Below are 24788 nucleotides of genomic sequence, written 5' to 3' on the forward strand. Positions count from 1 at the left end.
ATCCCACTATCATATATTGTTGGTCAAATCATATAGTGTTTCTGATTAGAAATGATCAGTAGTCAGGGGAGCTAATTAGGGTAATATTATCTTGTATTCTGTTTACTTTTTGGTATAATAAAACTTTCGTTCATTATTTTGGATTAGACATGGTGAATCGGAGGATCCCCAGCTAGTTGATGGATAATTGAGATGCACTCCTCAGATATCTTCTCTAGGTCTCCTTGGATAAATAAAAAATGAGGCCACGCCAGAGCCTTTTATCTGGCTTAATTTTTAGTGAGCGCTAAAGCATTCTTCTTTGGAAGTTTACTGCCTCGTATTTTGCATGCTCTCTCTGAAGTTCAGGTCTTCTCTCCTTCTCCCAAAACTTTCTCAAGCTCTCAAAGCTGAACATCACACATCACCAATAGTCAATAGAATGCTCAAACTACAAGGAGATACTGCTCAAAAGTGGTCATTTTAAAATTTAAAATTCATAAATCAAAAGACAAATCAAAATAAATCAGCACCTGCATATCTTCACAAAAACTCTTCTTCTCCTTGGTCCATCCAGCTCAGCAAAAATCACGCTTTGCCATGTCCCGAGCAAGAGCTTCCCGTCTTTTATTGGGATTGCAAGGCTTGGATTCAGAAGGATGCTCCTCAGATGGGAATGGGCATTGTGATCTATTCTGTCGTGTTTGTAACCTTTCCCCTTGGGGATAAAACTTTCAAAGAACTCTTTGACATCTTCAAGAAGGCCACTATCATTCTCATTGATGAAGAGGGCTGTTGTAGTGTGTCTTGTAAAAATAACTGCTATCCCCTCTTTTATCCCAGATTTTCTTACCCTCTCCTCTATAACGGGTGTTATGTCAATAAGCTCGAATTCCTCTCTTGTTGGAACTTCAATTTCAAATAGCATTTAACCCTCCTCCAACTCCTTTGCTATCTTTCTTCTTGGCCCTTTTAGATAAATTAGGTTCGATACCCCATTTATGCCGTGCTCCATTTTTGAAATAAGGCGATGCTGTTTAAAGAACACGCTTCCAATTGCTAGCTGGGAAGCCAAGTCCCAGAGCCTGTGCTCCTGCTCACTAACTTTCTCAAACCCGGGAAGCTTGTAGTAGGTTCTTTTAAAGACACCTCTAATTGGATCATAGCCTTCGTGAACTGACATAAGAGTGTATTCCTCTGTTTTGGTCTCAATGAGTATGTCTTTGTATCCGATTTGGTAGAATATCCCATAAACTCTGTCCGACTCTTCAAGGAGAAAGATTCCATCCTTGCTCAGGGTTAAGGCAACATTGGCGAATAGCTTTACAGCATCAAAGGCATCAAAATGCGGCATTGTAAGACCCCAAAGGAGAGCAATGTCATGCTCACCGACGAGTTTTGATACTTCCCTCGCATCCCCGACAACTATCTTTGGCTCCAAATCCAAACCTGCTATCTCAATCCACTTTTTAACTTTTTTAAGGTCTTCTTCTCTCGCATCAAGAACAGTAATAGCTTTTGCACCTGTCGCTTTTGCCATTGCAACACCTGCTATTCCGGTGCCTGTACATAAGTCGAGAACTCTAGGTTCGTTGGGAAGTAAGTTTTCTTTCTTCAGTTTTTCGAAGACCTCAACAATCCTCCGAAATCTTATTTGGGCTCTCTCATCTTCGGGATCCATCCTCCATCGAAGGTAGCGATAAAGCTCTTCTAAGCTCATAAGACACCCCACATTCTATTGAGCAAAGGGATAATTTAAGCATTCCCATACTGTAAGGATAAAGTGAGGGTAAAGTATTTTAACTTTAAAGTGAAAGGTAATAGTGGTGAAAAGATGAGTGAGGTTATAAATGTTCGCAACTTAATTAGAGAGATTGAGGATATTGAAAAAAGGCTAGAGGATATTAAGATTGAATTACTTAAACTAAAAGCCCAACAGTTAGAAGCTGAAGAAATAGATGATGAAGAAGCTAATCAACTCATAAGAGAAGCCGAGGAGGCTTATAAAAGCGGGGAAGGGTTAAGCATTGAAGAGTTTAGAAAAAAGGTAGGTTTAGACTGACTACTTTTTATATGCCTTTTCTCTAGGCTTAATATCGACTACGACAACCGCTTTTTTGTCCCAAAGAATAGTATAAAACACTCTATAATCTCCAATTCTAAAACTATAGAGTTTCCCCTTTCCAATTTCGGAGTGCTTTCCCTTAACAGGTTTGATATCATATCGCTCCACTGGAAGAGGATCAAACTCCAAAGTCTTAAAGAATTCACTCAGTTTTTCCAACTGAGACTTTGATAAGTATTTCTTAGACTTCTTTGAGACTTTTGGAAGGATAATAACCTCAAATTTCATAAGTTACACCACCATGATGTCTAAGCTCTTCCCATAAATAAACTTAGCTTTCAAAAGTTGGGGGAATACTGTTAGAATTAAGCTAATTGAAGGACTTCAAGATGTGATACACCACCTTTCTGAAAGCCTGCCCTTCAGGTCGGGGAGGAGGTCAGAGTCTCGGTATTTCTCTCCAAAGTTTTTTAAATATGCCAATGAACTCTCCATCATGTATGCGCTCATTTATGGGAAGAACCCTAAGCTTAGTGAGGCTGAATTTTGGGCCTTTGCGAGAAGATTTGGACTAAAGGTTAGGGTTATTGAGAGCTCTAGACACTGGATAGTTTTTGAAAGTGATAGAAGTATAGAAAGACTTTTTCACAGACTTGGGGGCTCTTTAAAGCTCGTGAAAATTGTGGGAGAGGAGGGAGCAATAGATGATTTGGAGTATGCAAGGCATTTTACCGTGAGCATTTATGGAAAGGAGGATTGGAAGCTCTGGAGGAAGCTTGGGAGTGAAATAAAGAAAAGTTTTAAATCTTACGGCCCTGCCAAGTTTTTCAAGCCGGCCAAGGTTTATGCAATGCCAGCTGAACTTATCTTGAAGGGTTTTCCCGAGGTTAAGGATTTTGTCTTCCTCTTTGGAGAGAAGCTTTACGTAGGAGAGACAATAGCGGTTGCTGATCCATTTGAACTCAAAAAGCTGGATGTTGAAAGGCCAGTCCAGAGGCCCATTCTCTCTATTCCCCCACGTTTGGCTAGAATAATGGTGAATCTTAGTGAAGTGAGGCAAGGGAACTTTTTGGATCCATTCTGCGGGATAGGAACTATAGTGCAAGAGTTTTTGCTTCAGGGACTCAACGCCTATGGGAGTGATTCCAATCCGAGGGCAATTTATGGAGCAAAAGAAAATTTAAAATGGCTGAAGAAGGAGTTTAGGGTCAAAAGAACGGCCCATCTTGAGGTTTGTGATGCAAGAAAGCTCAAGAGGTGCTTTAGACTTAAGTTTGATGCAATAGTCACCGAGCCGTATATGGGCAAGCCCTTAAAGTACCATCCCACAAAAGGGGAGGCAATAAGGCTTGCTAACGAGCTGGACAGGTTTTATTATCAGGTTTTTGATGGTTTTAGGGATGTTTTAAAAAGAAATGCAAGGGTCGTGTTTGTATTTCCGGGGTATAAACTCGATAATGGGAGGGTCTACCGGAAGGACAGGAAATGGCTTGAGAAGCTTGGTTTTGAAGTTTTAGGGAAATACACGGACTTTGAAGAGAGACACAGAGTTGTTAGAGATATTCACGTCTTAAGATTTAAGGGATAACGGATTAGAGCCATTCTATTTCTACTTTGTCCTCTACACTTCTGAATTCCTCATCACCGGTTAGAATTCGAGAATTTGTTTCAATTGCAGTTGCCACAACAAAGGCATCGGCATAACTGAGCTTGTAAAATGCCTAGTTGTCATCTTACATACCTCAAATATGTTCTTACCATCAGATACTTAAACTTTCTCCCTAATAAGTGAGCTGAATTTCATTAATCCAAAAGATTTAAGTGGAGCTGGCTGAGGTAAGAGTGTAAAATCAATAGGGTGGTTAAAATGTTTGAGACAGTGTTAAAATGTACCAGATGCGGCAGAGAATACTCCTTAGCGAGTGGGATTTACAAATGTGAAAATTGCGGCGCTCCTCTGGATGTGAAATACGATTATGCCGGAATAAGAGAACTTATAGAAGATAATGATGCTTGGTTTAGAGAGGCGCCGAGGTTATGGAAGTACTGGATGTTCTACCCGGTTTCAAATCTTAGGAAAGTTGTTAGTCTCAATGAAGGAGGTACAAGACTTTACAGAATGAAAAACCTTGAGAAAAGGCTTGACTTTGGAAAGCTTTACATCAAAAATGAGGGAGAAAATCCAACAGGGGCCTTCAAGGATAGGGGCTCGAGTGTTGAGATAACAAAGGCCCTTGAATTCCACGCAAGAAAAGTTGTGGTCGCTTCGACAGGAAACATGGCTGCAAGTATTTCTGCTTATGGCTCCAAGGCAGGGCTTGAAGTGACAATAGTGGTTCCAGAGGGAACTCCGGTTGGAAAGCTCGTTCAAGCAGTTGTTTATGGTGCAAAGATAAAGATTCACGGAAGCACCTATGATGAAGCCCTTGCGGAAAGCGAGAGGATGGCAAAGGAAGAGGACTATTACCTTACGGGAAACTACCATTACAGAGTTGAAGGCCAGAAGAGCACGGCCTTTGAGATCTTTGATCAGCTCCGATTTAACGCTCCCGACTGGATTGTGGTGCCTATCGGTGCTGGGACTCATTTAAGAGCCGTCTGGAAGGCTGCAAAGGAATTCTACGAAGTGGGGCTTATTGAAAAATTGCCGAAAATTGCAGGGGTTCAGATTGAAGGCTACGATGCGATAGTCAGGGCTTGGAAAGAGAAAAAGCCAATTGAGCCAATGAGGAAAAAACAGCCAACAGTTGCCTCAGCTATAGCAGTTAAAGCCCCAGTGGATGGGGAGAATGTCATAAAGGCAATTGATGAGAGTGGGGGCTATCTGGATACAGTCACAAATGAGGAGGCCATGAATGCGGGCTTAATGCTCGGGAAAGAGGGCCTCTTTGTGGAACCTTCCTCAGCCACTGCCCTTGCCCTTGCTAAGAACATGAGGGAAGAGGGAATAATAGATAGAGACGAAAGTGTCGTTGTGGTTGCAACAGGTCATGGTTTGAAGGACACAAAGACCTGGGAAAGTTTTATTAAACTCTAATTCCTCTTTTCTTTTGGTGAGCTGATGCTTTATGAAGAGAAGCGTTTCAGCAGGTTTGTCTTTTTTCTCACGCTCCCTGCTTATGTAGGTCTCTCAGCTGGCCTCTGGGCGACTTACCATGAAGGAGAAGGCTTTGAAGTAATGGTGATAATATTTGCTGCAATGGTATTAATTTTGTCCGATCTGCTAACTTTCAGAATCGAGATAGACGAGCGGGAGATAAGACTTCGCGGCACTTTTGGAATTATCCTCAGAAAGACAATAAAAATTGAAGAAATTGAGAGCTTTGAGGTTAAAGAAGGCTGGATAAGCTGCTGGGCGCCAATAAGGTTTAATTTTCCCGCAAAGGGATGCATTGTTGTCCACAAACGGGGCCTTGATGTCGCTTTTACCACTAATAACCCAGAAGAGATTGCAATGATTCTAGTTACGCTTGGCATTCCACGAGGAGCCTAGTCCCCTTAACATCAATAATTTTAACTTTCTCTCCCTCTTTGGCTGTTCCGTTTATGCACTCTGCAATCCAAAGCTCGTTTCCAACTTTTACAACACCTTTTGGGTTTAGCTCTTCAACTACAAGGGCTTCTTTCCCAATTAATGCCTCTGGTCCAACTTCAATTCTCTTTTCGAAAACCTCCCATAGGAACTTAACGGCTATGAGGTCCTTAAAAATCAAGAAACCAATTAGAACGAGGGTAAGCTTTAACGGCACTTCTATTCCGGCCTTTGGGAGAATGAAAAGCAAGAATATCCCAACAACTATCTCGTCTGCAAGGATGCTTAGGGTTTTTAGGATATTTTTGACATAGGTTTTCATAACTTCACACCCCTAAATTGGGCAAACCACCGTAGAGGAGTAAGAGCAACCCCACGAATACGGGCTGATGGATAACGTAAATTTTCAGGGTGTTTCTTCCAAGAAAGCAGACGAACTCAACAAAGGGATTTTTTGGGGTATTCACTTTGAACTTTCTTTTTCCGTCTGGATAAGTTAACGCACCTATTGCAGTCCCCAAAAGGAAAACCCCAAACCATGGAAAAATAGGGAAGTAGTCAAGCGTGAAGAACTCATGGGGGGTGATACCTAAGGGAAGGATGAACAGAGTTTCCGCATGAATGTTTTTTATGATTTGGGCCCCCAGAAGAAAGAAAGCTGCAGGAAAGAGGTTTTTCCATCCAAGGGGATAGAAGGGAATAACGAGCAAGCTCGCAACACCCAAGAAGTGGAGAACACCAAAATAAATCGTTCCTCTATCCAATAGTAGGGATGTTGTGAAGGTTATGAGCAAGCCAAGACCAAAAAGCTTTGCAAATCTGAGAAAATATTTTTTCATGCTTTTTCTTCCTCTTGCATGACTTATCCATAGTGAGAGGCCAGAAATCGAGACAAAGAGGGATGCCGTTGCATAGGCAAAGAGCTTCCAGAAAACCTTGTGCTCTGAATAGCCTAGAAAGAACTGCAAATCAGTAACAAAGTTGGATATCAGCATCATGATTAACGCTATTCCCCTAACAAAGTCCACTTCCCAAAAGCGCTTTGAATAAATTTCGCTGCCGAACATCAAAAGATATAAACTCCAAAGCTTATTTAAGTTTGGTGCTGTCATGGAGAGAAGTAGACTGAGGTTTTTGTTTTTCACTTTGGCAATCTCAATGATGGCACAGCCCGGGGCAGTAGCTTTTGCTAATTTTGATGCTCCATATGGGGTTTACATTTCTCTTTTGAAAGCCTCGCCCTTCAGGGCGGGGGCAAGCACTACCCAACAGCCTTTAAGCACTCGAAACCCTTTTAAACTTCTAGGAGTAATAAGGCCCCAGAGGGGCCAGTCAAAACAACCCGATGAGACGAGGGGTTTCACGTTACCACTCTGCTTTAGAGTAGTTGAAAACCCTGAAGGTGGCCAAAGCGATAACCCCAATCCGGCTTTGCCGGTAGGGGTAATGGGGGGAAGACCCTCCCCTCGGGCTGAGCCGAAACCGGCAACGGGAGTAGGCAATGCGCCCGAAAACCTTCCCGGACTTGGCGAGGGGTTAGCTCGTTGGAACCCTCGCCTTTCAAGGCGGGGAGGAGGTCAGTACCCCTATGATGCACCTTTACTTCTAGCTCAGCTTGCACTCTGGGTTGCTTCCTTTTACCTTTTTCTTAGGCTCAGAGAGCTTGAAGAGAAGAAACTGCTAACATTCTATAGACTTTTCTTGGGTTTAGTGCTCTTTTCAGCTTTCTTTAGCTTTCTCAAAGTTATCGAGGTGTTTGGATGAGGGTTATCAAAATCAAAGCAAAAAGCATTTACACAAAAAGCGGAATTCCGGGAGTAGATTACGTTGTAAACCAATACGTTGGCTGCCAGTTTGCGTGCAAATACTGCTACGCAAAGTTCATCTGCAAATGGAAGCACTACGGAGAATGGGGCACATGGGTGGAGGTAAAGGTTAACGCCCCGGAGCTGGCAAGGAAGAGGGTTTATGGAGATGTGGTGATGTCAAGCATCTCCGATCCCTATCAGCCTATAGAGAAGGAGCTCAGGCTTACGAGGAGAACCCTTGAGATGATGAACAAGCGAAATAAGCTCAGCATTCTGACAAAATCTCCTCTTGTGGTCAGGGACATTGACCTTTTCAAGCTCTTCAATGAAATTGAGGTTGGATTAACGATAAACAGCTTTGAAGGGAAGGAGAAACAGCTTATAGAGCCCTTTACTCCCTCACAGAAGCTCAGGGTAGATGCACTGAAAACTCTAAAAGAAGAAGGTATAAAGAACTACACCTTTATAAGCCCGATTATTCCCGAGATTACTGATGTGGGGGAGATAATCAGGGATACAAAGGATGTTGCTGACTACTACTTCTTTGAAATACTTAATTTGAAAGCCGCTGGAAGGGAATTTGGAGAGCTATTAAAAGAAAACTTCCCCGAAAGCTACGAGGTTATGGTTAACGATGATAAGTTCTGGCGGTTCGTTAAAGAGCTCATAGAGCTCATAAAACGGTTGAACGTGAGGACAGAGGGGATTGAAGTGCACAAAAGAGGCTGGAAGTTCATAGAGGTGAAGTAAATGAGAATAGCCCGGGCAGGGGATCTATGGTTGGAAGTCCCAGATGTTAGGTATTCCTTCTTTGACACTCCATACATCGGCCATGAACTCGGAACTGCAGTTGATGTGTACTTTGAGGAAAAGGCTCTTTTCCCTTTTGAGGAAGGAAAGCTAGTTGAAGTGAGGAAGATAAAAACTCCTCGATACATCCCGGTTATGGATGACTACCTTCTCATCTTTGAGGTTGGAGAGTTTTGCTTAAAGGTTCTTCATGTAGAACCTATGCTCAAAGTGGGTGAGAAGGCTTTTCTTGGGGACGAAATTGGATCCTTAAGACTTTCGGGCTTCTTCTCACCTTGGAGCGATAAGCATGCCCATTTTGAGCTTAGATGGTGTGAAGATCGATATAGGGCAAGAGGAGGACTAACGATATTTCCTGAGGTTAGGCCTCTTGTTCCGGTTATTAGGGGAGGGGAATTTGAGGTTGTTGAAAAAACCACCCATTATCTCTGGCTTAAACCGCTAAAAACTGAAGGGAGAGGGATGACGCCCTTTGGGGAGATTGAAGGAGGTTTGCCTCATTATCGTTACGGAGCGATTTTTAATGGAAGTGAGGCGAGACTTTTTGAAAAAACGGTGAAAGCTGAGAAAATTCTTGAAAATGGCGTAGGGATTTTTAAAGCAGATTTTAAGGTATTTGCTAATGGAAAAGAAGTGAAGGGAGTTGGAGTTTACTGCAATGAGGAGAAGGTTAAACTTATTGGTGGGGATTTTGAGGTTGGAGAGATCATAGAACTTGAGATAATCTAAAATTTTTTGATATTTGTAAGGATCTCAAAAATCCAACTCCAATTAAAATTGAGGTAAAAACAAAAGATCAGTAGGGAAGACCATAGTGCTTAACCACTATCTCGTCTATCCCTATTTTTTCTAAAGCACTCAGCGGAACTTGCATTGAAACCTGCACTATTCCGGGAAGTCTGCCGATCTCTACGGCACCGCTTATCGTTACCCTATTTCTAACTTCCTCTAAGCTCATTCCGAAGAGCTTTGCTGCTCTCTCGAAACCTCTCATTGCTGCTTCGTTTATAGTGGGTCCCGAACCAATGATCTGGACTGGGGCGACTGGTTCTGGCTCAATTCCAAATCTTCTTGCCAAATCCTGCACTTTCTCCCACTCATCTTTTCTCCATGGCTTTGCGAGAGGAGGCAAGTCCTCCTCGGGGGGTAACAAAATAGGGCCGTCTAGGTTTATGTTTTTAATAGCCGAGACCTCAACGACACTCTCTGCAGTGACATCGGTTGTATGTCCCGCTACCTCTCCATCTCCCTGCATTCCATGAGCGTCTCCAGCGTAAATCCCTCCTCCCTCAACTTTTACCGGCGCTATTATTATCGCTCCTTCTCTAACTGAATCAACGTCTAAGTGGCCATCGGTTAACTTTGTCTCATAGTCCTCTTTGGTTATCCCATAAGGATGGGGGGCGTTGATCAAGAAGGAGCCGAAGTCTCCGGCATTGTGAGAGTCTGGAATATCAACGGCTGGTGTCGTTCCGAGCTGACCGAGGAAAGGTCTCATTCTTGAAGGAACCCCAACTATATCTGCCTTGGCAAAGATTAGTATTGGCACTTGCTTTGAATTCTTGGGAAGGGAATGCCACTCCCATGCATCTTTGGCAATCATCTCTGCGGTTTCCTTGTTTACGGTAACTCCAACCCCGAGGTTGTGGTCAAAAACCATGGTATATCCGTTGACCATTTTGAAGGGTGAAGCCGGAGAGCCGCAGTGCTTGCACCTTATCGCGTCTTCTCCAATTCCAATGACCTCAAATTCAGGCCATGGTTCGTTACAGCTTGGACATTTCTTTGCAACGTATGGATCTCCAACAAAAGCCCCTTCTCTAACTGTATCAACGCCAGAGGATGCGGCTTTCGATAGAACCCTTATGCTCTTTACCTTTATCGCAATTCCATCCCCAACTTTTGCTCCCTCTACAGCAACTGGAACGTTAACTTCGTGTCCTCCCCTGATGGTTGGCGTTATCATAGGACCCCAGCAACCGGGGGCTGTTACGAAAATTATTCTCCCACCGTCTGCTACTGGACCGAGCATTTTGGAATGTGGCCCAATAATACCGTTTGTTTGTACATCATTAAAAACCTCATCTTCCACTACCATAGGAATCACCAATTATAATTTGTAAAATAGAAAGATAAAAACGTTTTGATTTTGATAAATTTATAATCGTTTGGAGATTTAAATGCTACCATAGCTTCAATTGTTTTTGAAGCTGCCAAATAGGTGTATATACTTTGAAGTCGAACTCTTATCTGGTGAGATCATGAAAGGGATTCTTGTTTTGTTACTGCTCCTATTGGCTGTGCCATTAGTTAGTTCATGCTACAATCCAATGGATTCCTTAGCTGTTGAGGTCAGGCTAAACAAGCCCGGAATTTCCTACGATTTAAGCCCTCTGGAGAACGCGAAAAACGTAATAATTGACAATGGAAGCATAATTTACCGTTCCCACTATGATGGAAGGGTTGGAGTTATTCTGAAAGAGGTTAACTCTTCTCTGTGGATTAGGATTCAGATACCTGCGAAGGGCTTTGAATCCTCCTATGCTCATTCTTCATTCGAATCCCCCCTGCTAATTTCCAATGAAAGCTTAGAGCAGATTAAGGCTCTAGGTTGGGAGGTGGAAAACTACACCTTCAAAAAAGGACCGCTCTATGTCCAGATAAGTCCAAGAAAAGGAAATGAGTGCAAGAGCAACTTGGACTGTGCTGCTGGTGGATGCTCCGGAGAGGTCTGCACGACAAGAGACCTTGCAAGGGAAATAGTTACGCCCTGTGTTTACAGGGAGTGGTATGAGTGTTTGAAACTGACAAGCTGTGGTTGCTATAATGGGCTCTGCACGTGGAAGCCCACTCCAGAATTCGAAAAGTGCTTGAAAGATCATAACATTGAGCCCTCCAAGGTGATTAAGCTCCCCCTCGCTGAGATCTACATAGCTGACTATGGAAAGGAGAAGCCAAGCGAGAGCGATTTGAACGAGCTTGAGGCACTCTTTAAGGAGCTCGGCATTTCGTGTGCCTTTGATAAACTGCAGTTTAAGACCGAAACTGTAAATGCTCCATTGGGGGTTGTGGATGCATATTCCTTCAACTTCAGCGAAGCCCTTAAGGTTGAGCTTGAGTGGCTGAGAGAGAATGGAATAGTGAAGATAAGTGATGAAGACCTTAATGCAATCGTGGAGGCTGCGGAGAAGGGAAAAGCCGGCTATAACTCCCATATAGGCTGGTACAAGAAGAACGGGGTCTATACTTGGGTTGCCTACGATGAGAGCGATAGTCCAACTCTGCTCAAGTGCATTGGGGCCCCTTTCAACGTTACACTTCCAAAAGGGGAGATCGTGCTTAAGTCATCAGCTCCCTCATCCCCTCTAGAGGGCTCGAGCACTACTTCACAAGGTACACAAAATGGAGTTTGTGGACCGGGAGTCTTTGTCGGGCTTCTCCTCCTCCCTCTGCTCTTCAGGAAGTGAGGCCTTAACTTTTTAATTCTTTGACAGACTGGCAAACTTGTCCATATCTTTCTTTAAAGACTTGTCATATCTACAACAATTTTAGCAAAGAACATTTAAGGAGTAAGTGCATCTAGTAGAGCTATGTCGATAAGGAGTGAGTGTTTTTGGAATTTGTAATGGAACCCTTTTCTCTTCTGGGTTAGTGGTTAACAGGCGGGATTGTTTTTGGCAGGTTTTCCGGCATTTTTCTAGTTAAAACTTCTAGCTTGACTCTTTTTGTTGGCCTTAAATCCCTTACGCTGATTATTCCCTCACTTTTGGGACTTACAAAGAGAAAGAGGTGGTTGAAATGAAAGCTGTTCTTCCAGATGGGAAGATACCAAAGTTTTGGTACAACATTTTGCCCGACCTTCCTGAACCCTTGGAGCCTCCATTAGATCCGGAGACAGAAATGCCCATAGAGCCAGAAAAGCTGCTTAGGATATTTGCAGAGGGGCTTGTAAAGCAGGAAATGAGCAAGGAGCGTTATGTTGAGATTCCTAGAGAAGTTAGAGAGCTTTATGCAAAAATTGGACGCCCTACGCCCCTTTTTAGAGCAACGAATCTTGAGAAAAAGCTTGGAACTTCGGCAAGGATTTACTTCAAATACGAAGGAGCAACGGTAACGGGAAGCCACAAGATAAACACCGCTCTAGCTCAGGCCTATTATGCTAAGAAGCAAGGGATTCAGAGACTTGTAACCGAAACGGGAGCAGGTCAATGGGGGACGGCTCTTTCCCTTGCTGGGGCTCTTATTGGCCTAAAGGTCAGGGTTTACATGGCTAGGGCGAGCTACCAGCAAAAGCCCTATCGGAGAGTTCTAATGAACATCTATGGGGCTGAAGTTTATCCAAGTCCGAGCGATAGGACGGAAGTCGGGAGAAAGTTCTTGGCTAGGGATCCAAATCATCCCGGAGGTCTTGGTATAGCGATAAGTGAAGCCATTGAGGATGTTTTAAAAGATGAGAACGCCCGCTATTCTCTTGGTAGTGTCTTAAACCATGTCCTTATGCATCAAACAGTTATCGGCCTCGAGGCAAAGGAGCAAATGAAGGAATTTGAGGAACCAGATGTAATAATCGGCTGCGTAGGGGGAGGGAGCAATTTCGCTGGTTTAGCATACCCATTTGTCAAAGATGTTTTAGAGGGAAAAGAAGAGTATGAGTTCATAGCGGTTGAGCCCAAAGCCGCTCCAACCATGACTTCAGGAGTTTATGCTTACGACTATGGGGATTCAGGGAGGCTTACTCCGAAAATGAAGATGCACACCCTTGGCCACACCTACTACGTTCCTCCCATCCATGCCGGAGGGTTGAGGTATCACGGCCTGGCTCCAACGTTAAGTGTGCTTATTAATCATGGAATCATTAAACCTTTAGCCTATCATCAAACGGAAGTCTTTGAGGCGGCTACTCTCTTTGCAAAGGCTGAGGGAATAGTCCCAGCTCCAGAGAGTGCCCATGCTATAAAGGCCGCAATTGATCTGGCACTTCAGGTAAAGAAGAAAGGAAAAGAGAAGGTTATACTTTTCAATCTAAGCGGCCATGGCCTGCTTGACCTTAAGGGATATGAGGATTTCTTGGAGGGAAGATTGAAAGATTATGAGCCCGAGGAGATTCCAGCTTTAAACGGACTTCTTTGATTTTTATTTCAATTTTTGAATTTTTGCGATGTCTAGGAGGAAGATTAATATAGTATAAACTTTGGACTACTAGTTAGGTGGGTATAGTATGCCAGTCACGAAAGTTACCCGGAACTATCAGATAACGATCCCTGCAGAGATTAGAAAAGCTCTTGGGATTAAAGAAGGTGAGCTGCTCGAGGTGAAGCTTGAAAATGGGAAGATCGTCATAGAGCGACTCAAAAAAGAGAGGAAAACACTTAAGCTTGGCAAAAAGATAACCCCTGAAGAAATCGAGGAATCTATAGAAGAGGGGATGAAGGAATGCATGCAGTGATAGATACGAATGTTCTGATTTATGACACGTTTAGCGACTCTGGATTTCATGAAAAGGCGAGGAATCTTCTGGATTCCCTCGATAAATGGTACATCCCTCCCATAGTGCTTCAGGAGTATATATGGTTCTTTAAAAATCAGGGGTTTTCAGTTAAGGAGTCTAAGATGATGCTAGCGGAGTATACCTCTGACCCAAGGTTCAGGGGGCTTGTGGAGGACCATAAGGTAATTCTTCGTGCCCTTGAGCTTCTTGAAAGAGAAAAGCTCTCGTTATCGCGTTTTAATGACATGGTAATTCTTGTCCATGCATTGGAGAAAGGCTACCTAGGGAGCTTTGATCAGAAGCTCAGAAGACTTGCAGCAAAGCTGGGGGTTAAAGTTTTGCCAGGGGAGATTTGAGGTTGGAGCGTTTAACTTTTAGTTTTTCATCTACTCTAAAAAACCGGTATAATGGTTTCAGACGTGATGTCACAGTTATTCTGACGGCATCGGACCAAAAATTAAAGTGAAGGCAGCATCTATTCTTTCATTAGTTCTTCGATGAGTTTGTAGTCTTCTTTTGGAATTTCTCTCATTGCTTTGCCCATCAAGTGGCCGCTCCACTTTCTCTTGTTTGTAATGAACTTCAGCTTTGGAATTAAGGGCTTGAATTCAACTTCACCGAGCTTTATTGGCTTGATTTTGACTCTCAATGGATAGGTTTCGCCCGGAACATGGCTCTTGAAAATCTTGCTTGAATCAGTGAAAACCTCGCTTACTACTTCAAAAATGCCGACGATTTTAGGTTCGAGGATTTGCTTGTCTTTTCTTTCCTGCTTGACGTAAATCACGAGCTTGTCACCAGGTTTTACTTTGGCAATGGTGTTTTTATGCCTCTTCGGCACACCCCAAACGTTCTTCTTTTTAATAACCTCCCAATTGTCACGGTTTGTAATGCAGAGCCAGTAGGTCATGATAATCACCCAAATTTTCTTAGTTAGCATTCTAAATAAGCATTTTGTTCCAAAAGATATTTATTCCAGAAAAGACAAGAAAATTAAAGGTGAGCACTATGGAGGAAGAGATTATCGGAGCAACCTTTCCAGTTCCAAAGCCTCTATTGAAAAGAATTCTTGAGGAAGGGAAAGACGTCTTTGTAAAGCCAGCGACTCTTACACGACTCAGGCCTGGCATGAAAATCATCTTCTATGCCTCAAGAGAAGACCAAGGATTTTATGGTGAAGCAGATATTGAAAGTATTGAGCTCTTTGAGAATCCAGTAAAGATTTTAGAAAAGTACAAAGATGGGATTTTTCTAACTGAAAAAGAATTTAGGGAATATATTAAAACTTCTGAAAGATGGAGAACAAAAGGAAAAAGACCAAAGCCATGGATGGCAGTAGTTCTAAAGAACATTAAAAAGTATCCGAAGATTGTGAAACCAAAACGCTTTATTGCAGTCTCAGGGAGGTACGTAAAGGAAAGAGAATACCAAGAAATACAAAAGCAGCTCTAAACCTCTGGAACAAAGAGAATGCCTGCAACAATATGGGGTTTAACTCCTTTTGTGCCTAATTCTTCTTTCTTTTGTTCTATTTCATCTTTCCTTAGGGGAAGTTGATATTTTGTTATTAAGGATTCACAGGCTTTGATAATTTTATCTGTAGCCATATTTGGGTTGATCTCTCTTATGGCTCTTGCAAAAAGTTCATGATGGGCATAACCCCATTTTACTAAATCTATGAGCTTACCCAAATATCTTCTTTCTGACTCGTTTTTAGTTCTCTGCATCCTATTGTAAAGTTTACTAAGGATCTTCTTCACGTTTTTCGGGGCTTTTGGGTGCTTTTTAAACGTCAAACTGCTTGTTTTAATAGTTCTAAGCTCATTGAAATCATTTAAAACCTTCTTAGCGATTTCATAGTAGACGTCCATTTCCTTGAAGTCATTAAATGGCGGTGTATCCTTATCAAGTTTGGTTTTTTCTAAGAGCTCCTCAAGAGAGACATTCTGCTGAATCCAAATATCGCCCTGTTTTCTGTAGATGAAGTATTGTGAGATTATCCCATCACTGCACACAAAAAATGCATAATACTCATTCCCTTTGTATTTGGCAACGCTTCTCATTGAATATCTCTTCCTTAATTCTTCAAAGCGTTCCTTGTTGCTTTCTTTGAACTCTCTTACAAGTTTCTCAGCAAGTGTCGTTACAGAAAGGATGTCAACTCCAGTCTCGAGTTCTTCAATTTTTCCACGGTAGATGGCCTCAATTGCCGAGGGTCTCCACTCCTCGCTTTCCTCAAGTATTTTGCCATCAGCGCCCAATGCATTGTTAAATTCCGCTATTCTCCTTCTTACCTTTTCAAGGAGCCCGAGATTTTCTTCTAGAGCTTTCTCCGGGAAGAAATTGTAAACATATATAACATCATGTTCTGTTCCAATTCTATCAACCCTACCGATTCTTTGGATTAACTTTATTGGTGTCCAGTGCAAATCATAGTTTATCACAATATTTGCATCCTGTAAGTTAAGCCCTTCACTGAGAACATCCGTCGAAATTAAGATATCGATCTCATCTTCTGTCTCATAATGATTTGATTTAGGGGCAAAACGTCTGATCTTGTCAAGAATTCCTTTTGTATTGGAGCTTACGGCTTCAATTGAGTATTTTTCTGTATATTTAAGCTCTTTTAGTCCTCTGTATATCCATTGCACAGTTTCCTCGAACTCACTGAAAATCAAAATCTTCTGCTTTTTATTCCACATTAAATCATTTATGAGCATAACTAATTTCGAGAGTTTTGGATCTCTCTGTGGTTTCTGTTCAAGATATTCCTTGAGAGGCTTAAGAACCTGTTCCATTGCTTCAAGTTTCTCTAAATCATGCTCTAAGTCCTCAATTAACCTCTTAATGTCAAAAGCCCCCGCTTTATATACCGGTTCCTTAACTTTCTTGTATTCGCTAATAAAGTGTTCTATCTCCTCATCGCTTAAGACATGAGCTTCATTGCCACCTATTTTGCCCAACAGGACATCGTTAAACTCATCACCAGCGGGTATGAAGTCATGCTTAACAAAGTTTAGGAAGTTTTTGGTTTTGATGACGTCTCTGTGAAGGGTTTGATACATTGAATACCACGAACTCTCCAGACGTTTCAGGTAAAGAATTCTTTCTAGTCCCCTCAAATTTTTTCCAACGACAGATAAGTCCGTGTATGGGTTCTTGTCTCTAAATTGTGGTTTAACATACTCATAAAGCGCAAATCTTGCATATCTCATCGAATTTATGCCTGCTAAGAACAGAGTGTAAATGTCAACAGGTTCAATATTTGAGTTTTCAGAGATTTTCTCAATTAATTCCTCTGGAACTTTTTCAAGAGGATAAACTTCTGAAATCTTATATTCGAGAGTCTTTAGTTTCCTCTCTGGGAAACAGAGTTTTTTGTTTCTGATTTTGATACAATTATCTTTTCCTCCGTAAAGCTTCAAAATATCATGCCTAGTTCTTCTAATCATTATCTCTCTTAAAACATATGATGGATCAACTTCCCCCTTTTCAATTGCTCTAACTAAATCATCCCAGGTTTGAGGTGTTATTGGAAAAGGATGCCTTCTTTCAGGTCTAAACAATCTAATTTGGTTTATTATGTCGCGATATTGTTTTCTGTATGGAGTGGCTGTTAGGAGTATTGCCCTCTTTCCAAGAAGGAGTTCTTGGAGATTTTTGTAAGATTTTGTTGCTGTGTTTGCGTAGTGATGAGATTCATCCACAAGAACAGTGTTGACGGTTTTAATGTACTCTTCCATGTCCTTATATTTCTCTGGTGATGTTTCCTTTCTTGGAAGCAAACCTGCTGAAAAGACTTTACCTTCAATGTTGTATGTCCTCAATAATTCTTCCCAATACCTGACGAGCTCAGGAGGCGCTATCACTGCAACTTTATTGGGTCTTCCATTTAACAAATCAAGGAGGGAGAAGTGCTCTAAAAGTGCTAATCCAATGTAGCTCTTTCCTAAACCAACAACATCGCTTATCAAAACCCCACCATATTTATTGACTATTGAGATTGCCTTTTTTACTGCATCCATTTGAAAGTCATAGAGGACATCATAGAGACCTCTAATCAGGAAGCCAGTGTCCTTGTCAATAATGTCCTTGTAAAGCTCATAAAGACTCCTTATTAGAACTTCGTAAGGCAAGGGGAATGTCCCTGGCTTTTGTCCGGGCCACCCTCTTCTAATGATCTCAATAAGCGTTGGATTAAAAGGTTCCGCCTCTTCCCAGAGCTTCTCATACCAGTCTCTCAAGCTTTCAAAATGGACTGAGAACAATCCGGCGTTTAGTTCAGTATTCCCATAGAATCCAGCAAGGCTAAAATTGCTTGAGCCAACAAGGCCAATTGGAGCAATAGATTCACTTTTGGGATAGAAGAGGTAGGCTTTTGCATGCATGAACTCTTTAACATATACTTTAATTTCAATATTTCCCTTTTCAAGCCATGAAACGAGCTTATTGAGAAACCTTTCATTTTCTTCAGTCTGCTCCATAAAGTTTGTATTCTTTTCCAAATCTTCAGCCTGTTCGTCAAGGTTGGATTTATTTCTTTGGCTCTTTTCTTTAATCTTCTTAAGTACTTCAAGAGAGTGATAGGCCATGCTGAGCTGCTCATAGGTTTCTTTATCCGTTTGATTTCCTATTACTATCCTCATTTTTCCGCCTTGGGAGAAGAATTCATCAAGCTCTTCTTGAATTTCCCTTAGTCCGCTTATGAAAAGAAAACCAACTGCAACATCTATCTGTTTGTACTGCCCGGATACTAGAACTTCCTTCAAAACATCAAGGAGCTTTACTCTTTGATTGTCAACAAGACCATATTTATTTAGGAGACTAATCGCAGACATTTGTATCACCCCTTCTTGATGAGAGTGGCAAATCTCTCTGATTTAACCAGTTCCAGTAATTCTCTCCTGAGAGATTCTACAAACTCAAAGAACTTGTCCTTATCAAACTTCTCAACAATAAGGATAGCGTCTTTTTCAACTTCTGGCTTGAGTACATTCAAGTAATCCTCTCGCTTAAGTTCTTCAAAGGTCTTCAAGAGGTTCTCACGCGCATTGTTGCTCAAGCTGAGGTAATTCTCAATCTTCATTATTATTTGTTTTTCATATTTTTTAATTTTCAAACCTTTAGCTTGATAAAGCTTGTAAAGATCATACAAATCACGCAGTTTGAATTCTTTTCTCGTCAAAATGGCTCTAACTTTTTCAGTTAAGATTTCTTTATCTCGGTAAGCTAAGACTTTAATGGGGTAATAATCCCCAAGAAACTCAATGTACTTCTCATAATCTGTAACTTTCAACTTCGTCTTTTTCCATGATAAGAGAGTGTGCGCTTTAGCTGTTTTGGGTTTAAATGCAAACTTTTCAGCATAGTTGAACTCAAGTTTTATTTTCTCTCCCGCTGGAGAATAGGCAATTATCTCCCTAAACCAGCCGGGCCCTATCAAAAAGCTAAAGTAGCGGTGATTGTTAAAGTCGTCATGGCCTCTGTATCTAAAGTCTAGTCCTAAATCTCTTGCAATGCAATTCAGTGCTTCAGCAATTCTTCCCGTCTCTTCACTTAAGAATTTCTTGAGTTTGCTTCTTGACATCTCTTGGAGTTCTTTACTGTTTTTGTAAGCGAAATCTAAATCCCTGCTAAAGCGGTAATAGCCTAAATGACATTTAACCAAGCATGTTCCACCTTTGAAAACATAATTTTCTCTAAAATAAGGGTCTTTTTCAAGTTCTTTGAGTATGGTATGGATGATGTAGTCCCACTCAATAAAGTCTATGTTTTTAATACCAACCTTCTTGGAAACAAAATTGGCAAAGCCCTTCCTCTCGTTTTCCTTAATTTTAAAGAGAAGTTCATTATCTTGCATTTTCAACCACCTTTGCAATGGACTCTGGATATTTTTCCAAATATTTCTTCAACTTCTTCCAATCTGCATTATCTTTGTATTCCCTCCAGATTCTTAAAGCCAGTTCTTTTGAAATCGTTCCATAATTTCCAAAGTAGAGGAAATCTAAGAGTGTTTTTTCTAAATCAGAAATTCGCATACCATTTTTCTTGGTTATCCCAAAGTCGAATAGCCCTCTTTTGGTTTTGATTATTCTGACTGGAGTTCCGTTTATGTGAATGAGTTTTGTCCTTGCGATCTTGTCGTTGATTACGAAGATTGTAGTGTAGTGCTCGTGAGTTAATCCATTTAGAACCAATGCTGTGAATAAGCCAAAGTACCAGTTTTTCGTTATTTTGTTCATCCCTAATGAGAGGAGTTTGTAAATTGTGGGGGAGCTCTTAAAAGAGAACTCAACTGGCGTTTTAACATAATAAAGTCCCCTTAGAATTCTTATGATGTAACCATACTGAATGAGGTAGTTTACGAGGTAATCTACATCATCTACTTTCAAATAAGTGGAAAGCTTTCCCAGCTCTTCTCTCGTAATGACTTTACCCCCAAATTCAGATAGGAGTATTTGGGTAATTGGTCTCATGATATTAATTTTGAATAACAACCCATAAAAAGTTAGTGGTTGTTATTCAAGATACTGTCAGGATAACTGGGGTATCACCTCCTGAAGCCATTCAGTCACATCACCAGGCGGTCCACCAAACCGAGAATGAATTCTAACAAAATTATACCAGAATGAAAACAGAAAAACAAACCTGTGAACCCTCCTCCAGTCTCTAGCCCTGAAGTTATTCCAGAAACGCTTTGTTCTCTCTTTAACAGTCCTAAACCAGCGCTCAACACAGTTCCTCGGCCCGAAAGTCACATGCAGATAATCCAGCCCGAGAGATTTAAACGCTGATTTATACCACGGCCCTTTGTCAACCAGGAAAATTGGCTGTCCCTCGCAGGATTTCAAAACAACTAGAATGAAGTCCCTGGCAATCCACCAGTTCCTAACGCTTGTAATCCATACTGCTAGGATTTCTTTGCTCTCAACGTCGATTGCAGCCCAGAGAAATCTCTTCTGGCCGTTGATCTTTATCACTGTCTCGTCAATTGCGATGAAGTTTCTCTGTTTTTTGACTGCGAGGATTTTCGGCTGGTAAACTGCTTTCGCGAATTTTTGGACTGTTTCCCAGACTGTTGTGTGGCTGATTTCGAGGATTGTTCCTACCTGTCTGTAACTTAGTCCGTGCAGGTACAGGTTTATTGCCCTGGTTTTCTTTTTTGCTGGGATTTTGTTCCGGCGAAAGGTTTTTAAGACTGAAACCAGTAAGTAAATAATGGTTTCAGTCCTCATTTCTCTCCCCTTTTCTGAAGAGGTATCAGAAACTTAAACCTAACGTCCCACTGCTTATCCTGACAGTGTCGTTATTCAAATTCTGTAGAGGTGAACACCCAATCACTGGTGATAGAGTATCACTTGGTTGGAGATTTTTGAAGTCTTCTAGAACCCGGGTTCTATCTTATGATCAGTCTTACCTGCGGGAAGTTATCATGATAACAACCACCTATATTCTCGTTTTTTCTGTTATCACGATAACAAAAAACTTTATATACTTGCTGTTGGTTATCATGATAACGGAGGGAATCGCATGGTCAATCTCCAAGAACTCAAAGACAACGCACGAGAATACCTCGAAGACGCGGACTACCTATTCAACAAAGGCCACTACAACTCGGCCCTAAACCTCTACTTCAAGGCTCTTGTGGCAATCTGCGACTACATAATCCTCCGGGACACCGGGAAGCTCCCAAGAAACCACACTGAACGCTTTAGAATCCTGCAGGCCAGATATCAGGACATCTATGATATCGTGGACTTTCACTTCAACAACTACCGCAGGGCATACCTCATGAGGGCCACAAAAGAATGGGTGGAGGTGCTGAAAAATGACGCCCACCAACTCTACAACAAAATCTGAACATCCTTTTCCATTTTCCCACTCCAAGCGCCTCAAAGATGAGGTAAGAGCCTTTCTTGAAAGTCATGAGGAAGTCTTTGACGTAGTCCTCTACGGCTCGACGGTTCTGGGAAAGGAGAAACCCAACGATATAGATCTGATGATACTCACCCGAAAAAAACTTCCACCCCTGCGGCTCAGGGAGCTAATCCTCCAGTTGAAGGGGGCATTCTCTACAATAATCCCCCGGGAAAAACTCGACGTTAGGGCTATGAGCCTCGAAGAGCTCTTCGACCCCAACAACCTCGCGAGCCTGGGGGTGTTGATAGAAGGGCACTCCCTCCGCCACGGTAAAAACCTCGCAGAGCTCATGAACGGGAAAGCCTACACCATCTTTCGCTTCACTCTGGACGGCCTCCCAAGAAAAGAACGGGTGCGCTTCCAGTACGCGCTGAAGGGGAGGGATATGAAAAGCGGCCTGCTGAAGGAACTCAACGGTGAACAGTGGGGTGCATGGGTGATAGCGGTGCCCATCCAGCACACTTACCGCTTCAGGGAGTTTCTTGAGCTTTGGGGGGTTAAGTACGAGGCCTTCACAGTTCTGAAAGGGGCGGATCTGTTTTACACCCTGTGATTCCGGCCGCCTGAGGAAAGGGGTTGCATTGGAAAAGCGTTAAGATGATCACAGTCGGAGAACTATCTGAAATTAACCAAATCGGCATTCATTGAACTTCTGAGAGAACTCTTTAAGCCCGTGTCTGGCTGCTTTTTTGAAGCACCGCTTGTACCGCCGGTTGATTCCGAGGGCGTGGTTTATCACGATGAGTCCAGAGGTGGAGTTGAACTTTCCCATTCCTTTAGCAAGCTCACGGCTGAAAGCCTTTCTATCTTTTTCGGTCTTCTGCATTTCGTGGACAATTAAAGGAAGATAATCAATGAGCGCTTCGATATCAGGCTTTTCTTTTTCAAAAGCTTCGATTAAACCTTCCAGCAATATAATTTGGGTTTCATCCAGCTCAAGGGCTGAAACTATCATCTTTTCGTGTTTCTTAACCAATCTCATTAATTCCCCCATGCTCTTTGTCATTTCAATGTAATCATTTTCGAGCTGTTTGATTATGTCTCTGGCCTTTTCTTTAGGCTCAAAGGGAGGTATTGCCACAGAGTATATGAAGAGTGCTCCAAACGCGTATGCGACATCATCTGCCAGTTTTTCAATATCATTACGAGCCTTGTTGAGTTTTTTCTGGAACGTGAGTGCGAGGGATCTTTTGAGGTTCCTTTTCCTTTCTTCTCTCTTCCGCCATTGGATAAACCTGTGAATAATCTCGAATGCTCCATAAATCTCAAGAACCAGACTAAGGTAGGGCCTTAGATTAGCCGCAAACGTTCCTCCCGAGCCCGTAAAGACTTCAAATATTGCCTTGTCGAGCTCGTACATCCTTTAATCCCTCATACATACTGTTTTAAAAGTTTAGTGGGTTATGAGAAGTTATCAGATTTTTGAATCCCTCTGCGATTTGTTTTTCTCTCATGAATGGGTCTTTCCACTTTACGGAGAATAACAATACAAATCCTTCTTTTACTGGGAGTTTGAGAGGTTCTGTTACTTAAATACCTTCTTTTTCGAGAGTATCTCCTAATGGTTCGTAAATATCCTTCCTGATAATATCATCCCAAAAGTTACCTTCTTTTAGAGGCTCTATTCTTCGTGACTCTTTGTTTATTCCCACCACATAGAACTTAAAGGGGAATTCATTTAGTTTTGTAATGATATCCACCAATAATTCCTGAACAATTTCCGAGCTATCTTTTGGCGTGAAGCCATCTTTATAGAACAAATCTCGTCCTTTAAACTCCATTATCCCTTCTATTTCGGGAACCATGTCAATATTCACAACTCGTTTTGTTTTTTCTAAATACTTTAGCACCTTCTGGAAGATGTAATACTGCCCACTAAAGCTCCCAAGGAAGTTTAGAATAGACAGCTTTAGCAATGTACGATAGGTAGGGGATAAATCCCTCCAACCATCTGACTGTTTAGGTAGTGCATTGAGAAGCTCTGAAAATTCTGAAGAAAGCCTGTTGTACAAGTAGATATTATCAATTTGAATTGGAAAGTCAGGACTAAGGTTTTTGTTGAGAACCATTATTTTTGTAGTGCTGTTCTCGAGGATCCTCTCTGAAATTATCCTAAGAAACTCAGGCGATAATTCAATAAATCTTTCATAATTTTTGTTAAAATACACGAGGATCATATCCCCCACATCTTTTGGTAATACCAATTTCTGTGTGTCTTTGTGGTAAAGGCCATCAATCCTCTCTTCATAAGGTGGATTTCCCTTAATAGCATTAAATGTAGATTCCAAATCAGGCTGCCAAGGAGTTTCTGGAGTCTACTCGGAAGCTCTTCAAGATATGTTATTTGATAATCCCAGTCAGAACGTAACTGTTTAACATAATAAAACAGCTCACCAAGTTTTTCTTTTGGTACTCTCTTTCTAAATGCTGGAAGTACTCCGTAGTCAATAGTTAGGGTTAGTCCTCCCACCTTTAATTTCCCCTCGTTTAGGTCAATGCTAACATCTCCATATATCGCTGTTCCACCCCTCATTCTCTCTTCTAATTTTAGAATAGTGTCAATATCCAGTTCTACAGAGAGCTTATAGCTTCCAAAAGTGCCTACAAACTTTACTGTTAGGTTCTCAGGAAGTGGTCGTTTTTTCGGCGGAATTCCAAGCCACTCTAAAAATGTTTTATTAGACTCGTGTTTGAGGTACATCTTAGCTTTGAGTTTATCCTCCTCAAGGATAAACACGACAAAGCGGTAGAGGTTGTCCTTGTCCAAAAAACGCTCATAAATCTTAAAGTTCTCCGTGTTTTTCTCTCTTCCCATACTTCTTTCTTTAATTTTACTATGTATGAGATAAAGCATGTTTCCATAGAGTATCGCGATTACATATTTTCCCTCAGCCCTCATTGAAGTGGCTGTTCCGTTTTCAAGGAAGTCCAAAAGAATAGTCTCAAGCTCATCTGGGTCTTGGTGTGATATTATCCTTTTTATTCTACGCACTAAGCTCCGCTTAAAATCATTCTCGTCATAACTGTGTTTTGCTAGTCTGAGTATGTCTTTTTCAATAAAATCAAGAAACCTCTGTATTTCATCTCCAGAGAGTTCCTCTGCCTGTATCTCATCTTCCGTTACAGTAGATATCTCAATTTCGGACTTTAACGGAATGTAAAGAAGGTAAACCTGTGAATCCACGA

29 protein-coding genes are annotated in these 24788 nt (G+C 41.7%); 14 read left to right on the forward strand and 15 right to left on the reverse strand.

What is annotated here, in order from left to right:
• Positions 1-505: 505 nt before the first annotated feature.
• Positions 506-907 (reverse strand): secondary thiamine-phosphate synthase enzyme YjbQ, encoded by a 402-nt coding sequence (locus tag ACZ5NL_RS08080; RefSeq protein WP_464841785.1) that lies wholly within the window; start codon positions 905-907, stop codon positions 506-508.
• Entirely contained in the window at positions 908-1699 is a 792-nt protein-coding gene (locus ACZ5NL_RS08085; protein WP_464841787.1) for a class I SAM-dependent methyltransferase, read from the reverse strand.
• Between the two features lie 114 nt (positions 1700-1813).
• Here ACZ5NL_RS08085 and ACZ5NL_RS08090 point away from each other — a divergent pair, with 114 nt between their 5' ends.
• The gene (locus tag ACZ5NL_RS08090) at positions 1814-2041 is read left to right on the forward strand and encodes a hypothetical protein (RefSeq protein WP_464841789.1); all 228 of its coding nucleotides are present in this window, start codon (positions 1814-1816) and stop codon (positions 2039-2041) included.
• Here ACZ5NL_RS08090 and ACZ5NL_RS08095 read toward each other — a convergent pair whose 3' ends face one another.
• Positions 2042-2332 carry a type II toxin-antitoxin system RelE family toxin gene (locus tag ACZ5NL_RS08095; protein ID WP_464841790.1) on the reverse strand — a complete coding sequence of 97 codons (291 nt, stop codon included), beginning with the start codon at positions 2330-2332 and terminating at the stop codon, positions 2042-2044.
• Between the two features lie 208 nt (positions 2333-2540).
• On the opposite strand from ACZ5NL_RS08095, the gene ACZ5NL_RS08100 reads away from it, so the two are divergent.
• Positions 2541-3632 carry a TRM11 family SAM-dependent methyltransferase gene (locus ACZ5NL_RS08100; RefSeq protein WP_464841792.1) on the forward strand — a complete coding sequence of 364 codons (1092 nt, stop codon included), beginning with the start codon at positions 2541-2543 and terminating at the stop codon, positions 3630-3632.
• Positions 3633-3636: 4 nt separating this feature from the next.
• Here ACZ5NL_RS08100 and ACZ5NL_RS08105 read toward each other — a convergent pair whose 3' ends face one another.
• Complete coding sequence (locus ACZ5NL_RS08105) at positions 3637-3729, reverse strand: hypothetical protein (RefSeq protein WP_464841794.1); 93 nt, start codon at positions 3727-3729, stop codon at positions 3637-3639.
• A 182-nt stretch (positions 3730-3911) separates the two neighbouring features.
• Between ACZ5NL_RS08105 and thrC the strand changes: the two genes are divergently transcribed.
• Together thrC and ACZ5NL_RS08115 are read left to right on the forward strand one after the other, a co-directional pair.
• Complete coding sequence (thrC, locus tag ACZ5NL_RS08110) at positions 3912-5081, forward strand: threonine synthase (RefSeq protein WP_464841796.1); 1170 nt, start codon at positions 3912-3914, stop codon at positions 5079-5081.
• Between the two features lie 24 nt (positions 5082-5105).
• The gene (locus ACZ5NL_RS08115; protein ID WP_464841798.1) at positions 5106-5537 is read left to right on the forward strand and encodes a hypothetical protein; all 432 of its coding nucleotides are present in this window, start codon (positions 5106-5108) and stop codon (positions 5535-5537) included.
• Here ACZ5NL_RS08115 and ACZ5NL_RS08120 read toward each other — a convergent pair.
• Both ACZ5NL_RS08120 and ACZ5NL_RS08125 read right to left on the reverse strand, forming a co-directional pair.
• Positions 5509-5898 (reverse strand): NfeD family protein, encoded by a 390-nt coding sequence (locus ACZ5NL_RS08120; protein WP_464841800.1) that lies wholly within the window; start codon positions 5896-5898, stop codon positions 5509-5511. The genes ACZ5NL_RS08115 and ACZ5NL_RS08120 overlap by 29 nt on opposite strands.
• Positions 5899-5902: 4 nt before the next feature.
• The gene (locus ACZ5NL_RS08125) at positions 5903-6643 is read right to left on the reverse strand and encodes a heparan-alpha-glucosaminide N-acetyltransferase (protein WP_464841801.1); all 741 of its coding nucleotides are present in this window, start codon (positions 6641-6643) and stop codon (positions 5903-5905) included.
• A 43-nt stretch (positions 6644-6686) separates the two neighbouring features.
• On the opposite strand from ACZ5NL_RS08125, the gene ACZ5NL_RS08130 reads away from it, so the two are divergent.
• From ACZ5NL_RS08130 to ACZ5NL_RS08140, 3 genes are read left to right on the forward strand one after another with little or no spacing between them, the layout of a single operon-like run.
• Positions 6687-7340: a hypothetical protein gene (locus tag ACZ5NL_RS08130; RefSeq protein ID WP_464841803.1), complete on the forward strand. Its 654-nt coding sequence runs from the start codon at positions 6687-6689 to the stop codon at positions 7338-7340.
• Complete coding sequence (locus ACZ5NL_RS08135) at positions 7337-8134, forward strand: SPL family radical SAM protein (protein WP_464841805.1); 798 nt, start codon at positions 7337-7339, stop codon at positions 8132-8134. The genes ACZ5NL_RS08130 and ACZ5NL_RS08135 overlap by 4 nt, the downstream gene beginning before the upstream one ends.
• A complete protein-coding gene (locus tag ACZ5NL_RS08140; protein WP_464841807.1) occupies positions 8135-8923 on the forward strand; it encodes a DUF8155 domain-containing protein in 789 nt (262 codons plus the stop codon).
• Positions 8924-8990: 67 nt separating this feature from the next.
• Here ACZ5NL_RS08140 and ACZ5NL_RS08145 read toward each other — a convergent pair whose 3' ends face one another.
• On the reverse strand, positions 8991-10292 hold the full coding sequence (locus ACZ5NL_RS08145) for an acetamidase/formamidase family protein (RefSeq protein ID WP_464843413.1): 1302 nt from the start codon (positions 10290-10292) through the stop codon (positions 8991-8993).
• 163 nt (positions 10293-10455) lie between these two features.
• Between ACZ5NL_RS08145 and ACZ5NL_RS08150 the strand changes: the two genes are divergently transcribed.
• The 4 genes from ACZ5NL_RS08150 (at position 10456) to ACZ5NL_RS08165 (ending at position 14038) form a co-directional block, all read left to right on the forward strand.
• Entirely contained in the window at positions 10456-11661 is a 1206-nt protein-coding gene (locus tag ACZ5NL_RS08150) for a CGP-CTERM-anchored Cys-rich protein (RefSeq protein ID WP_464841808.1), read from the forward strand.
• A 331-nt stretch (positions 11662-11992) separates the two neighbouring features.
• Positions 11993-13324: a TrpB-like pyridoxal phosphate-dependent enzyme gene (locus tag ACZ5NL_RS08155; RefSeq protein ID WP_464841810.1), complete on the forward strand. Its 1332-nt coding sequence runs from the start codon at positions 11993-11995 to the stop codon at positions 13322-13324.
• 88 nt (positions 13325-13412) lie between these two features.
• Positions 13413-13640 carry an AbrB/MazE/SpoVT family DNA-binding domain-containing protein gene (locus ACZ5NL_RS08160; RefSeq protein WP_464841812.1) on the forward strand — a complete coding sequence of 76 codons (228 nt, stop codon included), beginning with the start codon at positions 13413-13415 and terminating at the stop codon, positions 13638-13640.
• Positions 13628-14038, forward strand: a complete 411-nt coding sequence (locus ACZ5NL_RS08165; protein ID WP_464841814.1) for a PIN domain-containing protein — start codon at positions 13628-13630, stop codon at positions 14036-14038. The genes ACZ5NL_RS08160 and ACZ5NL_RS08165 overlap by 13 nt, the downstream gene beginning before the upstream one ends.
• Before the next feature lie 119 nt (positions 14039-14157).
• On the opposite strand, the gene ACZ5NL_RS08170 is transcribed toward ACZ5NL_RS08165, so the two are convergent.
• Positions 14158-14592 (reverse strand): EVE domain-containing protein, encoded by a 435-nt coding sequence (locus ACZ5NL_RS08170; protein ID WP_464841815.1) that lies wholly within the window; start codon positions 14590-14592, stop codon positions 14158-14160.
• A 98-nt stretch (positions 14593-14690) separates the two neighbouring features.
• Between ACZ5NL_RS08170 and ACZ5NL_RS08175 the strand changes: the two genes are divergently transcribed.
• A complete protein-coding gene (locus ACZ5NL_RS08175) occupies positions 14691-15134 on the forward strand; it encodes an ASCH domain-containing protein (RefSeq protein WP_464843415.1) in 444 nt (147 codons plus the stop codon).
• On the opposite strand, the gene ACZ5NL_RS08180 is transcribed toward ACZ5NL_RS08175, so the two are convergent.
• Genes ACZ5NL_RS08180 through ACZ5NL_RS08195 form a run of 4 tightly spaced genes read right to left on the reverse strand, consistent with a single transcriptional unit; the run spans position 15131 to position 20917 of the window.
• Positions 15131-18520, reverse strand: coding sequence for a helicase-related protein (locus ACZ5NL_RS08180; protein WP_464841816.1), 3390 nt, complete (start codon positions 18518-18520; stop codon positions 15131-15133). The two genes, ACZ5NL_RS08175 and ACZ5NL_RS08180, sit on opposite strands and share 4 nt — an antisense overlap.
• 5 nt (positions 18521-18525) lie before the next feature.
• Positions 18526-19542, reverse strand: coding sequence for a nucleotidyl transferase AbiEii/AbiGii toxin family protein (locus tag ACZ5NL_RS08185; protein ID WP_464841817.1), 1017 nt, complete (start codon positions 19540-19542; stop codon positions 18526-18528).
• The gene (locus ACZ5NL_RS08190) at positions 19532-20158 is read right to left on the reverse strand and encodes a type IV toxin-antitoxin system AbiEi family antitoxin domain-containing protein (RefSeq protein WP_464841818.1); all 627 of its coding nucleotides are present in this window, start codon (positions 20156-20158) and stop codon (positions 19532-19534) included. The genes ACZ5NL_RS08185 and ACZ5NL_RS08190 overlap by 11 nt, the downstream gene beginning before the upstream one ends.
• A 57-nt stretch (positions 20159-20215) precedes the next feature.
• Positions 20216-20917, reverse strand: a complete 702-nt coding sequence (locus ACZ5NL_RS08195; protein ID WP_011011653.1) for an IS6-like element ISPfu5 family transposase — start codon at positions 20915-20917, stop codon at positions 20216-20218.
• 295 nt (positions 20918-21212) lie between these two features.
• Between ACZ5NL_RS08195 and ACZ5NL_RS08200 the strand changes: the two genes are divergently transcribed.
• The gene (locus ACZ5NL_RS08200; RefSeq protein WP_464841819.1) at positions 21213-21542 is read left to right on the forward strand and encodes a HEPN domain-containing protein; all 330 of its coding nucleotides are present in this window, start codon (positions 21213-21215) and stop codon (positions 21540-21542) included.
• Positions 21511-22155 carry a nucleotidyltransferase domain-containing protein gene (locus ACZ5NL_RS08205; RefSeq protein WP_464841821.1) on the forward strand — a complete coding sequence of 215 codons (645 nt, stop codon included), beginning with the start codon at positions 21511-21513 and terminating at the stop codon, positions 22153-22155. Before ACZ5NL_RS08200 ends, ACZ5NL_RS08205 begins: the two co-directional genes overlap by 32 nt.
• A gap of 72 nt (positions 22156-22227) precedes the next feature.
• Here ACZ5NL_RS08205 and ACZ5NL_RS08210 read toward each other — a convergent pair whose 3' ends face one another.
• The 3 genes from ACZ5NL_RS08210 to ACZ5NL_RS08220 form a co-directional block, all read right to left on the reverse strand.
• On the reverse strand, positions 22228-22962 hold the full coding sequence (locus ACZ5NL_RS08210; RefSeq protein WP_464841822.1) for a hypothetical protein: 735 nt from the start codon (positions 22960-22962) through the stop codon (positions 22228-22230).
• Positions 22963-23131: 169 nt separating this feature from the next.
• Entirely contained in the window at positions 23132-23779 is a 648-nt protein-coding gene (locus tag ACZ5NL_RS08215; protein WP_464841824.1) for a hypothetical protein, read from the reverse strand.
• On the reverse strand, positions 23776-24786 hold the full coding sequence (locus tag ACZ5NL_RS08220; protein ID WP_464841826.1) for a hypothetical protein: 1011 nt from the start codon (positions 24784-24786) through the stop codon (positions 23776-23778). Before ACZ5NL_RS08220 ends, ACZ5NL_RS08215 begins: the two co-directional genes overlap by 4 nt.
• Between the last annotated feature and the right edge of the window lie 2 nt (positions 24787-24788).

The organism is Thermococcus aegaeus (assembly GCF_055393685.1).